The organism is Dyadobacter soli, assembly GCF_900101885.1.
GTDB classification, from domain to species: domain Bacteria; phylum Bacteroidota; class Bacteroidia; order Cytophagales; family Spirosomataceae; genus Dyadobacter; species Dyadobacter soli.
Window position 1 is genome coordinate 72610 of the sequence record NZ_FNAN01000011.1, and the last position, 14215, is coordinate 86824.

Below are 14215 nucleotides of genomic sequence, written 5' to 3' on the forward strand. Positions count from 1 at the left end.
GGTGTCAGTTCGCCGAAAGCATCGCGCGGAGCTTTCTTTTGGCATGAAACAATTGTGATTTCGAAGTGCCTTCCGAAATGTTGAGCATCACCGCGATCTCCCGGTGCGTGTAACCCTCCACTTCGGCCAGCACAAAAATGGTCCGGAAGCCATCCGGCAGCGACAGCACCGCCGTTTCCAAATGCGCCGCATTGATCTCCGATTCCCCCCAGTCGATACCTTCTCCCACGTAATCGTCGACATTCTGCCAGATCACCACCCGTTTCTTCTTCGTCGATTTCCGCACCACGATCTGCTTCACCCACGCCCCGAGCGTCGACTCGCCGCGGAACTGGCTCAAATGCTTGAATACTTCCAGGAAAGCGTCCTGCAACACGTCATTGGCATCGTCGAAATCACCGGTAATGCGGTAGGCGAGGGTGTACATCGCTTTTTTATAGCGGTCGTACAGCTGTCGCTGGGCAATTCGGTCATTTAAAAGGCAACCAGTAATCAGATCGGCTTCCGAAGTCATGCAGTGATTTTTAGCGTATTCGTATCAATGAGGCCGCAAGATGAGGAAATGGTTGTATGGGGTGGAAAAAATGTGGGGGAAAGTTATTTGTTGACCGCCGACGACCGACCGCTGACGGCCGATCACTTGTTGTCAGCGTGTGTCCATTGTCTATTGTTCATCGTCTATGGTCCATAGTCCATAGTCGGCCGCAGGCCCTATCGTCGGCGGTCGGCGGTCAGTGGTCGGCGGTCATCACCCGCGCCTTCCTCAGCCGATACACAAACCAGTACCGTGCCACGCTTCCGTTCCGCCGCTGGGTGATGGTTGCGGCTTTTTCGAACCGTTCGAACTGGTTGGCGAATTGTTCGGCGGGGTCGGTGAAGTTGTTGGATGGGGTAATGTACCAGGCGTCGGTGCCGGGTGCTACCTGTCCGTAAAGTTGGTTGAGCCAGGCGAATTGATGCAGGTCTTCCAGGTTGCCGACGCCCACGGTGCGCATTCCGAGCGGGTAGGCGACGTGGTAGTAAATGTGCGAGCCGGGAAACCATTTGTGTACCACCATCGGGGCATTACGCTGCATTTGGCCGGTGGCGATGTCGTCGTTACGTAGTTTTTCGAATGCGGGCAGCAGCTGTTCCCAGCCGGTAATATCCAGCGTTGCGTCGCCCGCTCCCGTGCGTGGAAAGGGTTTGGAGCTCATTGTGCCGGGGAAGCAGCGGATGAGGATGGGGCCTGCGGTGAATACAAAGAAAATAAGCGCTACGGAGCCTTTGAGCAACTTTTTGGGCGGATTATTGAGGGAAGGGTAAATGAACCTGTCGCACCAGGCGGCGCTCAAAAGCATAAGTCCCAGGAACCCCGGCCCGCTCCAATGCGGCAACGTGTCGCGAAACAGCGAAACCAGCATGGTACAGGCGATAATGGGCAGGCTGCACCAATAGAGCAATGCCACGGCAGCGGCGTCGGCGACGGAAAGCCCGCGTGTAATGGTCCGGCCGGTCATGATGAACATAACGATCTGGAATGGATTGGCATACAAAACCTGGCCGATGGTCGTGCGGAAAAACGATCTGAGATTAATGCCGCTGTCGGTTACCGTCACACGTTCGCTATGGAACCGCCAGGTTATGAAGTCGTTACCAATGTTCCAGAACAGGATCGGGGAGACGAGCAATGCCGTAATGGCCATCGAAAGATACAAATAGGGACTTTTAAGCAGCCCGCGACGATCGAACATGATAAATCCGAGAAACCCGAACCAGAGAAATACGCCATGCACCTTGCTCATCGTTGCCAGCCCGATGAAGAGCCCGGTAAGTAACAGGTAACGGTGAATGTCGTTAGGGCTCGTGGCTTTGATGCAGCGCAGCATCGTATACAATGCGGCAAGCCAGAAAGTGAGCTGCACCGAATCGGGCAGGATAAAAATACCCGAAAGAATACTGGTGTAAACGGAAGTATTGTAAAGCACGGCGGCGATCAGACCGGTGTTCCGGTTTTTGATCAAACTGCCGCAATGCGCTATCAGCCAGGTATTAATGCCCGCCGCGAAAATGCCCGGCATCCGCACAAATACCTCGGAATTGCAATGCAGGTTGAAAGTGAAAAGGCGAATGAAAATGCCGACCAGCGGGGGATGATCGAAATGGTTACAGTCGGGCAGGACGGCGTAGGTGAAGTAGTAAACTTCGTCGTTGCCCAGGTTGATCAGGTTGGCGATGAGGAGGCGGATGATCGTGAAAACGACCACCAGCGCAGCGACGGGGTGCTTCTGGATGTATTCTAACGCCATGAGAGCCTGCGTCGTCCATATCGTTGCGGCCGGTGGCCGGTCATCAATCGCGCAACCACCAACAGCCAAACACCCAGAACGCACGTGCCGATGCTCCTGAAAAACATAGTCCCATTGAAATCCTCATAAACCGGCATCGGCTGATAGCCGTTTTTGGGTGTGAAAAACACAGGGTTGAGAAATATCTCGGTGCCGTTCGCGTACTTAAAGGTCACTCGCGCGTAACGGTCTTCGGGTGTGATGCGATGGCTGATCCGGTCGGTGTGGCGTGCGAGCGCAAGCACTTTGCCGTTCTGGCCTGTAACGGACACCTCGCTGGCGGCCTGCGTCATTTGCGCATCGATGGTATCGTGGTGGACCGTCAGGCTGATTAAATGCGGGATCGAATCATGCGACTGATTTTCACCGACGATCACGCCGTAGCTCTGGCCGGTTTTCAATGCGCGGATCACCTCGCCGGCCGAGTTGTTCCGCACATTCACGAAGGTACAGCGCGTCCCCAGCCGCTTTTTGGAAACAACGTCGTGAATATCGTCGTCGCCCACGATGAATACCCGCTTGCCTGCCGACAGCGCGGCATCCCATTGCGCCGTGGATGTTACCGACGGGTTGAGCACTTCCATGCAATCATAATGCGTGAGCTGCGCGAGGTCTTCCGCCGTGTAACCATTTTTAAGGGCAGGGTGATTGAGAATCACCACATTATCTGCGCCGGTGAGATGGCTCAGTACGTGTTGTTTGTTGTGGGTAGTTTGAGGGAAAAGATAGTCCAGCCATTGCACCTCATTGCTTCCCAGTACCAACTGATGCGTTTTCCGAAGATTATAGCCGTGCTCATAGGCCGATAGATAATTGGCCCGGGTGGCATGGGTCGTATCTATATGGTGGTAATTTGACACGCAATGCACCCCGTAATGCAATGCTTTGTAAGCATTATGAATGTCGGCCGCAGTCCCGTGCCCATTGGTAACACCCTCCCATGCGCGCGAATGCGCGTGGAAATTGCATTTGACCCATTGCGAACTGCCGATGGAGTCGTAGGGATTGTAAAGGGTGGCCCCTTCGAAAGGGATGGGGGCATTGAACTGGTAGCGCGGGCAGAAGAAGAATTGTGACACGAGCAGCCAGAGTACCCAGGAGGAAAACGCGAGCAGAATGATGCGGAGTATCTTCATAAGTGCCGCAAAGATGCTCCGGTGGTATTAAGGCATTATTAGGGGAATGAGAAGTTTTGATTTGTTCTCAAATACTTAACAATCGGCAGCGCCTACTTATCAGGAGGCGGACGGAGCGGTTGGCAATTCGCTGTCCAGCACCGCAGGTTTATCTGGGGTTACTTTTAAAAGTTAAATATTAATTAACATTAAGGTAAATTGTTTCCGGGCTGCGCAGGATATCTTTGTGTCGCAGGTTGAAAATATCGAGTATTTGTAAACGATCTATGGATGTTATCGAGCACATACGAGCAAATTTTCAGATTAATTTCGCCAAATGCTTTTGCATTGTTTAATTATACTTTACTTTTAGATTTCAACCGCAGAATGTTTTGAAATTGTGCTATGTGAATATTGTTTAGTATTTGTTCACAAACCTGGCTGTTTATGAAATAATCCCTGAATTCCAGCTTTTTAACTTTTCGGCTCGCGACCTGATCGTCGCCCGGATTCTCTGTGCCTTGCCGAAGCGCTGCGCATTTGCTTGCAAGATGGTTTTCTAACCTTCGATGAACCCTTATTGACCTTGAAATACCAGCTAATTAATCATCATTTTATGAAAAGAAAGATTACGTTTTTAGAACGGAAGCGCCCTGGCGGGTGCTGGCCAGTGGCACTCACGCTGTGCCTCGGGCTTTCGGCAGCGCTTCCCGGCGCGGCAAATGCCCGTGACGTAGCTCCCGTGGCGGGAAATGCGCTCGCGAATGCGCATACGTATAAAGTTGTACGTTCGACAATTAATGCAGCCACCGATGAAAGGACCGTCACAGGTAAAGTAACCGAGGGGACAGGCAAGGAAGGCCTTGTGGGCGTGAACATCCTCATCAAAGGAACATCCCGCGGTACGGTTACCGATGCGACGGGTAATTATGTTTTGAAGATTGATAATGAGAAAGATACGCTCGTGTTTTCCTTCCTGGGTTTTCTTTCGCAGGAAGTGGTAGCGGGAAACAGAACCGTGATCGACATCGCATTGAATGCCGATCAGCGGCAGCTTAATGAGGTAGTAGTGACGGCTTTGGGTATTAAAAAAGAGAAGAAGGCCGTCGGATATTCGGTTTCGGAGGTGAAAGGTGCTACGATGGTGAAAGCGCGGGAACCGAATGCGATCAGCTCGCTGACAGGTAAGGTAGCCGGTCTCACGATTGCGCAAAGCCCCGATTTGCTTTCCAGCCCGCAGGTATCGTTGCGCGGCCGCGACAGGGTATTGTATGTGGTCGACGGCGTGCCTATGAACACCGATTCGTGGAACCTGAGCCCGGACGACATCGAAACTTATTCGGTGTTGAAAGGTGCCAGTGCGGCGGCATTGTACGGTAACCGCGGCCAGAACGGGGCGATCATTATCACCACCAAAAAGGGCAGCGGCGCAAAAAAAGGCTTCTCGGTCGATTTCAATTCCAGCACGCAGTTACAGACGGGTTTCAATGCCATTCCCAAATACCAGACGGAATATGGCCCGGGTAGTGATTACGAATACGCATTCAAGGACGGTCGCGGCGGCGGGATCAACGACAACGATTACAATATCTGGGGCCCGCGTTTCGAAGGCCAGCCGATTACCCAGTACAATAGCCCCAAAGACCCGCAAACCGGTGAGCTGGTGCCCATTCCCTGGCTTGCGAGGGGTAAAAACAACCTCACCAACTTCCTTCGGAACGGCTTGCTAAGCACCAACAACCTCGCTATTTCCAGCAAAAACGAGTTCGGCGATTTCCGTCTCTCGCTTTCACAGACTTTTCAGCGCGGACAGATGCCGAACACGAAGCTCGGCGGTACCAATGTGAATATTTCAGGCGGTATCAATGCGGGTAAAAAGATGCGTTTCGATGCAAGCATTAACTACAACCGCCAGTATTCGCCCAACTACCCGACGCTCGATTATGGCCCTGCGAGCCCTATCTACATATTTACCGTGTGGGGCGGCGTTGATTACGACGTGAACGACCTGCGCAACTACTGGCAGCCGGGCAAGGAAAATGCACAGCAGTACAACCGGGAGTATACCATCTACGATAACCCCTGGATGACGGCTTACGAGGCATTGAAAACGTATTACAAAAACGACGTGTACGGCTTTGCGCAGATGAATTACAAGATCAGCGACAAGCTGACTTTCAATGCGCGTACCAATGTGAGCACCTGGAACCGCACCCGCAGCACCCGCGCCCCGATCTCGTCGAACCTGTACAACTTCGGCTTCCCGAACCAGGCAGGCGGTTATTCCGAAACCTATGACACGTTCTGGGAGAACAATACCGAAGCTTCGATGAAATATGAGGACCGTTTTGGAGAAGATTTTGGCCTGAATGCTTCGCTTTACGGTAACCTGCGTTCGGTGAAGGTGACTTCGCTCCAAGGCATAACCAACAAAGGCCTGATCGTACCGGGTGTGTACGACCTTTCCAACTCCGTGCAGCCTTCGACTTCGGTAAATGATTTTGCAAAACGCTGGGTAGGAAGTGTTTATGGTTTTGTGGATTTGGAATACAAAGATTTTCTCTTCCTGAGCCTAACTGGCCGCGCCGACCGTTCGAGCACAATGCCGAAGAAGAACAACACCTATTTCTATCCCTCAGCGTCGTTGAGCGCAGTACTTTCAGAGGTGATAGACTTGCCGCAGGCGATTTCATTTGCCAAAGTGCGGGGTGCCTATGCCAACGTCGCGAGCGATTTCGTGGACGAAAACTTCCAGTACGACATCTATAAGCTACTCCCGACCTACGCGAGCTCGACGCGCTGGAACAATTCCTACACCGGCGTGAGCTATACCGGCACGCTTTACAGCGACAACCTGCAAGCGGCGCGTGTAAAAACACTTGAACTCGGCCTTGAAATGCGGTTTTTACACAACAGGCTCGGCTTCGACGCGGCGGTGTTCCGTAACGTGGAAGGGCCCGGCATCGTGAGCGTACCTACCTCCGTGACCTCGGGCGTGTCGGGTGTGCAGCGCAATGCATTCACGTATGTACGCAAGGGGATCGAGCTGGGCATTGAAGGAACGGTGGTAAAGAATGAAAACCTGACCTGGAATGTATCGGCCAACTGGTCGACGAACCACAAATGGCTCGACAAGATCGATGGCGTGCAGCAGCGCGACGGTAATATCCACGTCGGCGAGCGTGCGGATGCCTATTATATCAAGGATTTCCAGCGCGACGAAACCGGCAGCATTATCGTAGGATCGAACGGGATGCCGGCTTACAATCCTTACAACTCGAAAATCGGGTATTACGACAATAATTTCACGGCGGGAATCAATAACACATTCACGCACAAGTCGTTCACGCTGAGCTTCCAGGTGGATGGCCGCTTTGGTGGAAAGGTGAATAACTATATGTATACCAAGCAGTTCGGTAGCGGAACGGCGCCGGAGTCGGCCAATGAGTACCGTTTGAAAGACTGGCAAAATCGCGATAATCCCGATTACAAAGGCTCCGTAATGACTACGGGTGAACGCATTGTGAAGGGCCAGCTGAATACTGACCAGGATGGTAATGTGATCTCCGACACCCGCGAATTCGCCCCGAACGATGTGCCGGTATTGTGGCAGGCCTGGGCGACGAATTACTACCAATCGGGTTATGTCGCTGCCAAGAACCGTACTTATGTGAAGCTCCGCGAAGTGGTTCTGACCTATAATTTCCCTGCAAAACTGCTTGCCAAAACGCATTTCGCATCATCGGCCAGCCTCTCGCTCGTAGGACGTAACCTGCTGTATTTTACAGGAACATATACCAAAAACATCGACCTCGACCAGTTCACCGGTGCCACCGGCAACACCACCAGCTTCCAGACGCCGTCTGTGAAAAGCTTCGGGGCTAATTTGAATGTGACTTTTTAACCCGCATTACCCATGAAAAGCATTAAATACCTGATATTATCGCTGGCGATCGGCCTGGGAAGCTGCCAGGATATCGATACCCTGCAAAAAGACCCTGGCGCGATCACCAATCCATCCGCCGACCTGATCCTCACCGGCATTCTTACCAATGCCTGGGACGCACCGTGGAGCACCGACCACCGCCATAACCAGTTCATGACGCAGAACGAAGCCTATTACGACGGCCAGGCATACGGCTGGACGACCGGTTCCTACGACGTTTTCTACAATTCGCTCCGTAATGTGGACCGTATGGAAATCGAGGCAACCAAAGCCGGCGACCTGGGCGCGCATTACCTTACGCTGGCGAAGTTTTTCAAAGCGTATTTTTACAGCCGGGCTACCGAAATGTTCGGAGACGTGCCGATGTCGGAGGCGATCAAGGGTGTGAGCGAGGAGAATTTCAAACCTAAATACGATAGTCAAAAAGACATTTACATCCAGGTTTTGAAATGGCTGGAAGAAGCGAATGACGAAATGCCCGCATTGATCGCGAAAAAACCGGCGATCTCGGGTGATTATCTCTACGGCGGCGACCTCGTGAAATGGCAGAAGCTGATCAACTCCTACCGCCTGCGCGTGCTGATCAGCCTGAGCAAACGCGCCGACGATACCCCCGATCTGAATGTGAAGCAGCAGTTTGCCGCGATTGTGAACGATCCTGCCAAATATCCGCTCATTACCACGAATGCGGATAATTTCCAGGTTGTTTACAACACCATCAACACCTATCCGCTGTGGCCAAGTAACGGGGTAGTAGTGAAAAATGACAAGCGTAACACCCTCGGAGCCACTTTTGCGAACATTGCCAAAACCACCCGCGACCCGCGTCTGCTCGTGGTAGCATTGCCGGCCGACGCTTTGAAAGGAAACCAGGATGTGTACCAGCGTTACGGAGGCGGTAAAACCGGCGATCTCCAATCGACCTTGCTCGAAGAGGCGGGAAAAGGCTTGCTATCGATGATCAATTTCGACTATTGGGAAGCTTCGGCTGCGGGCGTACCCGCGATCCAGCTGGGCGCGCATGAGGTGCATTTCAGCATTGCGGAAGCCATCAACCGCGGCTGGCTCACCGGCAATGCGGCAGATTATTATGCCAAAGGCGTGACCGAATCGATGAAGTTTTATAATATTGCCCAATCGGAAATCGACAAGTTTTTGGCTGCCAACCCTTATCCCGGTAATACGGAAAAAGGTTTGCAGAAAGTACTGGAACAGAAGTACATGGCATTCTTCGAAAATTCGGGTCGCCAGGCGTTCTATAACAATCGCCGCACGGGCATTCCGGCATTCGATATCGGGCAATCCAATTCGAATAACAACCAGATCCCCGTCCGATGGGCTTACCCGACCTCGGAGTACACGACGAATGAGGTGAATGTAAAAGCCTCACTCAAAACGCAGTTTAACGGTGCGGACACGCAGAATGGCGTGATGTGGCTCATTAAATAGATTAGACTGTCGGCCAGAGCGAAGTCGAAGGCTCTTTGCACAATGCAAATGACGTCCCGACTTCGCTCTGCAATAGCGCATGTTACCCGTGCTTTCAGACATTATCTGATCACCATTTTTCCGACTCTTAACCTTAACATCATGAAAACTTTTGTACTCACTTCAATGCTGTTGGCGCTAAGTATAGCGGCCATTGCCCAGACCAAAGCCAAAAACGTGGTTATGATCTCCGTCGATGGTTGCCGCTGGCAGGAGATCTTCCGCGGCGCGGATTCTGTTTTGTTTTATACCAAAAAATACCGTCAGCAGGATTCGGCGGCGATGAGCGTGAAATACTGGGGCAAAAACGTAGCCGAACGCCGCAACAAGCTCATGCCTTTCTTTTGGAATACCATTTCAAAACAGGGCCAGCTTTACGGTAACCGCGACCTGGGCAACCTCGTGAACGTTCGCAACAAATACTGGTTTTCCTACCCGGGCCGCAGCGAAACGCTTTGCGGCTATTACGACGAGAAAATCGACGCCAACGATTATCCGAACAACCCGAACGAGAATGTGTTGGAATTTTTCAACAAACAAAAGGGAATGGAAGGCAAAGTGGTCACATTCGCTTCGTGGGACGCGCTTTCACGCATTATCAACCGCGACCGCAACGGCATGCTTGTGAATATTCCAGGCGAAAAAGTGAAGGGAAATAACCTCACCGCGGCCCAGAAACTGGCCAACGAGCTGCAAAATTACCTCCCCGAATACTTCGGTAAAACCGTCCGTTTCGACGCGCACACGTACGCGCTCACCCGCTCGTACATCGAGGCCAACCACCCGCGCGTGGTCCATATCGACTTCGCGGACATGGACGAATTCGGCCACCACGGCCAGTACGATTCGTTCCTCGACGGCGCGCATTACGTGGACGCGATGGTAGAAAGCCTCTGGAACTACATGCAAGCCGATCCTTTCTACAAAGACAAAACGACCATCATCGTCTACCCCGATCACGGCCGCGGCCTGGGCGACAAATGGACGAGCCACGGCACCTCAGCCCCCGGCTCCAACGAAACCTGGATGGCCATTCTCGGCCCCGACACCCCGGCAACCGGCGAAATGAAAGCAAAATCGCAGATTTACCAGGACCAGTTCGCGCAGACGGTGGCGCAGCTTATGGGATTGAAGTTTACGGCAAACCACCCGGTAGGAGAGCCGGTGAAAACGGTGTTTAAATAATGCAGCACCATCTACACGTCCGCCGCGCCCGAGAACGCGGCATCAAAGTTTCCGACGAAGATTGGTGATCATAAGGTCAGGTTGTGATGGATTGTTACCGTTAATTCATTTATACCGTTAGCTTGGTAAGTATGCGTTTAACGAGTGATAGTTTTCGAAATGAATGTGTTATTTTCGATACGAACTAAATACTATACCACTATGAAGTATAAGGGAGACACGATATCGCAACCAGTCGTGGGGAAACAAGCCAAGGCGTTGGTAAAAGCTATTAAATCAGGTGGTTATATCGCGAATGAGCAAGCACTGGCTACTGCGCGGAGGATTGCTGAGCGAATTGTACAAAAAGAGAAAAATGAGAGAAATGAGATTTGAAGGGATCGACTTTTCTAAATGTGAAGTGAAAGAAATGGCCCCTGACTCAGATAACCTGGGTCAGGGTTTTAAATGTATTCGAAATGATTTTGCTACCTACATCAAGGGGCGAAAAATTAGAATGGAATGCAGATCGATGACTAGCAAATGCTGGATCGTAGAGCATGGCAGTAATCTTGCAGGTTATATCACATTAATGGCGGACAAGTTAACTAGTGAATACTGTTTGCTAGAAAATGAAGGTATTGTGTACAAAACATTTCCGGCAATCAAAATCGGATGGCTCGCTGCGGACAGGCGTGCGAAGGGTGTCGGAAGCCGACTTTTGGAATGGGCAATACAGTACGTAACTACTGATTTGGCGAATCGCGTAGGCATCAGATTTATTACAGTAGATGCATTGTATGACCCGGATACTGGTTACGATATATCAGGATATTACGAGCGTTTCGGCTTCGAGCGTGTGAATATTGAAAATGCCCAGCCATGCGGGAATTTCAGGACCATGTATTTTGATATAAAATCCGTGGCAGAACACGCGAAGGCTATCAGGAAGTCAGTCTGATTTAATGCAAATTTTACCGTTCCAAGCTCGTTTTTTGCTAGCTTGCCATTAGTAAGATACCAAAAGGCTGATAAATGGCAGCCATCCGTAATGAAATCAGATTTTTCCAAGAAATTCTCCAAACCGGTTTTCAAAAAAGACGTTCCCGACGATACATTCAAGTACCTGCCTGCTCCCAAACCGTCCGGAAAATATCCGTATCATTTAGATCTCGAAGCCGTTGATCCGGTACCGGACCAGCACAAGCTGGCGTTTCATATGGTGGGCGACACGGGAAGCATCCGCACGCCGGATTTCCAGAAACTGGTGGTGGGAGAGATGGAGAAGCAGTTCGAGGCTGCCGAGAAAACTGGTTACGAACCGCAATTCCTCTTTCACCTCGGCGATGTGGTGTACAACCACGGCGAAGCCAGCCAGTACCAGCGGCAGTTTTTTGAACCCTACAAAAAATACCCGGGCCCTATTTTCGCGATCCCCGGTAACCACGACAGCGATATCAATCCTGAAAGCCCCGTGCGCTATAACAGCCTGGACGCATTCAAGGCTGTTTTTTGCGACACCGAGCGCCGAACGGTTGCATTCAGCGGCAATGCGGAGCGGAAAAGTATGGTGCAGCCCAATGTGTACTGGACGCTCCTGACGCCGCTCGCGAATATCATCGGTTTGTATTCCAATGTGACGAAGTTCGGCGCGGTAGCCGACGAGCAGCGCCAATGGCTGATCCACGAACTCAAAAGGGCCGATAGCGAGCGTCCGCATAAAGCGGTAATCCTCTGCCTGCACCATTCCGCGTATTCGGCGGATATCAACCACGGTTCGAGCATGCCGATGATCGAATTGCTGGAAGGGGTTTTTGAAGAAACGGGCATTTATCCCGACATCGTTTTCAGCGGGCACGTGCATAATTACCAGCGTTTCAGCAGGCATTATAAAAGCGGTCAAAATGGGGGTAGGGTATTACCTTTTATCGTGGCTGGCAGCGGTGGGTACGATGAGCTCCACCCAGTAGCTTACACGAGCGACTACCGTTTCAAAAGCGACCTGCCCGAGTTCGACGGCGTTAACCTCGAACACAGCTGCGATACCAAGCACGGGTTCCTGAAAGTGCTCCTGGAAAGAAATGCGGACGGCATTACGCTCACGGTGGAATTCTACACGCTCCCGCACGAGCGGCGCGTGGAAGCGGGCGTGAATGCAGCTCTGGAAGATCGGTTCGCAATGAAAATCTAACGTTACTTACCCATCCAGACCTTAAAATCGCTCACTTTTTCCCTGCTCACGAGCGCCTCCTTGTTATGCACGGGGCGTAATGTGAGCGCGAGGCGGTTACCGAAGTAAGGGTCGATTTTGTCGACTGAGCGGTGGGTTACCATCATCCCGCGGTTGATCCTGAAAAACCGGGACGGGTCTAGCGACTCGGCGAGTTCGTCGAGGGTGTAGTCGACGAGCATTTTCTGATTCGAATCGGTCATGAAGAAACTGTACCGGTCGTCGGTGAAGAAATAGGCGATCTCGCCGACTTCGATGGATAGCATTTTTTGCCCCTGTTTCACCAGAAAACGCTGACGGTACTCCACGGAGGATGCTTTTTTGAAGTCTTCCAGCAGCCTACGGATACCTGCTAATGATTGATCTCCCGCAGGCTGGACCTTCATTTTCTCATACTTCTGCAATGCCCGTTGCAGATCGTCGCGGTGCACGGGTTTCAGCAGGTAATCGATGCTGTTGTGTTTGAATGCCTGCAACGCGTATTCATCGTAGGAAGTGGTGAAAATGATCGCGCTCGAAACTTCAATACGGTTGAAGATTTCGAAACTCTGGCCGTCGGACAGTTCGATGTCGAGGAAAATCAGGTCTGGGTCGGCATTACCGGCGGCGCGGTTTTCCTGTACCCATTCCACGGTTTGCTCGATGCTGTCGGTAACACCCGCAATATGCAGCGACGGCGCTACTTCACCGATCATTTTTTTCAGGCGGCGGACCGACAAGTCTTCGTCTTCAACGATAAGCGCATTCATACTTTCAGGAAATCAGTGGTAAGGTTACTGTAAAAAACTCGTGGTTGCTTTCGATCACCGGTTGGGGCAGGCCCGGGCGGTATTCGCTCAATAGTTCGTATTTGGTCACAATATTCGTGAGGCCTACGTGCGTGGATTCGATGTTTTCGGCACCGGCGGTCAGGTTTTTCTTTTGCAAATTGTTCCGTACCATCAGCTGTCCTTCCACAGTGCTCAATATAAAAATCGTGAGCGGCCGGCTGGCGCGTATCACATTGTGTTTCACGGCATTTTCGACGAGTAGTTGCAATGTCAATGGCGGAATGCGGCTGTCCAGGAAACACTCTTCCACATGAATGTAAAGCTTCATACCATCGCCATAACGCGTTTTAAGCAAATGCCCGTACGATTCTATGAACGACAATTCTTTTTTTAACGTCGTTAACTGCCCCAAATCGCCCTGATCGACCGAGGAATGGTTTGTTTGCAAAAGATAGCGGTAAACCCGCGCCATTTCATCCACAAACTGCTCAGCCTTCTCCGGATCTTCGCCGATCAATGCCGAAAGGGAATTTAAGGTATTGAATAAAAAATGCGGGCTGATCTGCGCTTTCAGGCTTTCGAGCTGGCCGTTGACATTCTCCTTCATCAACCGCTCGGTATTGATCTCGTGCTGCCGCCAGCGCCCGAGGGCGTCAAATGTCTCCCACAGGCCGGTAAACAGCACAATCGCTGCAAGATTTACAACATAAATAATCACGAGTGTGTGAACGGTCAGTGAAGCGCCGAAGATTTTCTGGCCGATGTAAAGCCAGGCAATCAGTACCATAAAACCGCCCGAAACCAATGCATGTACCGATATCGACAGCGCCACACGGATGAGCGTTTTCGGTAAATCACTGTAATGCCTCGTAATGTAACCCGCCACGCGCGATTGCAACGCGTAAGCCGCCGACAGGATAACCGCATTCAGCAAAGTAGCTTTCAGGAACAGGCTGATGTTGCTGAAAACGTGTGCGCCGACGGTGATATAATTGAAAAACAACAGGAACGCCACCGCGGCCAGGGCATTAGCAGGCGCGCTTCCCGAAGGGATTTTGTCCGGAAGTTTTTCAAACAATGCTTTCTTCTTCATGGTCAGGCAGTCGGTTCGGCCATGACAAGCTTCGCGACAGTTTCAAAAATAGTGTAATACCGGAAAATGCAAGCGGGTAAGT

The 14215-nt window shown here is 51.6% G+C and carries 11 protein-coding genes; 6 read left to right on the forward strand and 5 right to left on the reverse strand.

All coding sequences use genetic code 11. From position 1 onward, the window contains the following. Positions 1-4 precede the first annotated feature (4 nt). The 3 genes from BLQ88_RS18765 to BLQ88_RS18775 form a co-directional block, all read right to left on the reverse strand. On the reverse strand, positions 5-514 hold the full coding sequence (locus BLQ88_RS18765; protein ID WP_090153328.1) for an RNA polymerase sigma factor: 510 nt from the start codon (positions 512-514) through the stop codon (positions 5-7). Between the two features lie 217 nt (positions 515-731). Continuing rightward, the gene (locus tag BLQ88_RS18770; RefSeq protein ID WP_090153330.1) at positions 732-2288 is read right to left on the reverse strand and encodes an ArnT family glycosyltransferase; all 1557 of its coding nucleotides are present in this window, start codon (positions 2286-2288) and stop codon (positions 732-734) included. Then, positions 2279-3463, reverse strand: coding sequence for a CehA/McbA family metallohydrolase domain-containing protein (locus BLQ88_RS18775; protein ID WP_090153332.1), 1185 nt, complete (start codon positions 3461-3463; stop codon positions 2279-2281). Before BLQ88_RS18775 ends, BLQ88_RS18770 begins: the two co-directional genes overlap by 10 nt. Positions 3464-4058: 595 nt before the next feature. Here BLQ88_RS18775 and BLQ88_RS18780 point away from each other — a divergent pair. The 6 genes from BLQ88_RS18780 (at position 4059) to BLQ88_RS18800 (ending at position 12231) form a co-directional block, all read left to right on the forward strand. Next, positions 4059-7346, forward strand: coding sequence for a SusC/RagA family TonB-linked outer membrane protein (locus tag BLQ88_RS18780; RefSeq protein ID WP_090153333.1), 3288 nt, complete (start codon positions 4059-4061; stop codon positions 7344-7346). 12 nt (positions 7347-7358) lie between these two features. Beyond that, positions 7359-8837, forward strand: coding sequence for a SusD/RagB family nutrient-binding outer membrane lipoprotein (locus BLQ88_RS18785; RefSeq protein WP_090153335.1), 1479 nt, complete (start codon positions 7359-7361; stop codon positions 8835-8837). Between the two features lie 141 nt (positions 8838-8978). After that, positions 8979-10061 (forward strand): sulfatase-like hydrolase/transferase, encoded by a 1083-nt coding sequence (locus BLQ88_RS18790; RefSeq protein ID WP_090153337.1) that lies wholly within the window; start codon positions 8979-8981, stop codon positions 10059-10061. A gap of 201 nt (positions 10062-10262) precedes the next feature. Continuing rightward, positions 10263-10436, forward strand: coding sequence for a hypothetical protein (locus BLQ88_RS36755; protein ID WP_176885020.1), 174 nt, complete (start codon positions 10263-10265; stop codon positions 10434-10436). Next, the gene (locus tag BLQ88_RS18795; RefSeq protein WP_090153340.1) at positions 10417-11001 is read left to right on the forward strand and encodes a GNAT family N-acetyltransferase; all 585 of its coding nucleotides are present in this window, start codon (positions 10417-10419) and stop codon (positions 10999-11001) included. The genes BLQ88_RS36755 and BLQ88_RS18795 overlap by 20 nt, the downstream gene beginning before the upstream one ends. A 90-nt stretch (positions 11002-11091) precedes the next feature. Further along, positions 11092-12231: a metallophosphoesterase family protein gene (locus tag BLQ88_RS18800; RefSeq protein WP_090153821.1), complete on the forward strand. Its 1140-nt coding sequence runs from the start codon at positions 11092-11094 to the stop codon at positions 12229-12231. Positions 12232-12233: 2 nt separating this feature from the next. On the opposite strand, the gene BLQ88_RS18805 is transcribed toward BLQ88_RS18800, so the two are convergent. Both BLQ88_RS18805 and BLQ88_RS18810 read right to left on the reverse strand, forming a co-directional pair. Beyond that, entirely contained in the window at positions 12234-13019 is a 786-nt protein-coding gene (locus tag BLQ88_RS18805; RefSeq protein ID WP_090153342.1) for a LytR/AlgR family response regulator transcription factor, read from the reverse strand. A gap of 4 nt (positions 13020-13023) precedes the next feature. Next, complete coding sequence (locus tag BLQ88_RS18810) at positions 13024-14133, reverse strand: sensor histidine kinase (protein ID WP_090153344.1); 1110 nt, start codon at positions 14131-14133, stop codon at positions 13024-13026. Positions 14134-14215: the final 82 nt, after the last annotated feature.

What these genes read in the sequence shown, in the direction of transcription:
- BLQ88_RS18765 (WP_090153328.1), bottom strand. Translation starts at nt 514, where the DNA reads ATGACTTCGGAAGCCGATCTGATTACTGGTTGCCTTTTAAATGACCGA.
- BLQ88_RS18770 (WP_090153330.1), bottom strand. Translation starts at nt 2,288, where the DNA reads ATGGCGTTAGAATACATCCAGAAGCACCCCGTCGCTGCGCTGGTGGTC.
- BLQ88_RS18775 (WP_090153332.1), bottom strand. Translation starts at nt 3,463, where the DNA reads ATGAAGATACTCCGCATCATTCTGCTCGCGTTTTCCTCCTGGGTACTC.
- BLQ88_RS18780 (WP_090153333.1), top strand. Translation starts at nt 4,059, where the DNA reads ATGAAAAGAAAGATTACGTTTTTAGAACGGAAGCGCCCTGGCGGGTGC.
- BLQ88_RS18785 (WP_090153335.1), top strand. Translation starts at nt 7,359, where the DNA reads ATGAAAAGCATTAAATACCTGATATTATCGCTGGCGATCGGCCTGGGA.
- BLQ88_RS18790 (WP_090153337.1), top strand. Translation starts at nt 8,979, where the DNA reads ATGAAAACTTTTGTACTCACTTCAATGCTGTTGGCGCTAAGTATAGCG.
- BLQ88_RS36755 (WP_176885020.1), top strand. Translation starts at nt 10,263, where the DNA reads ATGAAGTATAAGGGAGACACGATATCGCAACCAGTCGTGGGGAAACAA.
- BLQ88_RS18795 (WP_090153340.1), top strand. Translation starts at nt 10,417, where the DNA reads ATGAGAGAAATGAGATTTGAAGGGATCGACTTTTCTAAATGTGAAGTG.
- BLQ88_RS18800 (WP_090153821.1), top strand. Translation starts at nt 11,092, where the DNA reads ATGAAATCAGATTTTTCCAAGAAATTCTCCAAACCGGTTTTCAAAAAA.
- BLQ88_RS18805 (WP_090153342.1), bottom strand. Translation starts at nt 13,019, where the DNA reads ATGAATGCGCTTATCGTTGAAGACGAAGACTTGTCGGTCCGCCGCCTG.
- BLQ88_RS18810 (WP_090153344.1), bottom strand. Translation starts at nt 14,133, where the DNA reads ATGAAGAAGAAAGCATTGTTTGAAAAACTTCCGGACAAAATCCCTTCG.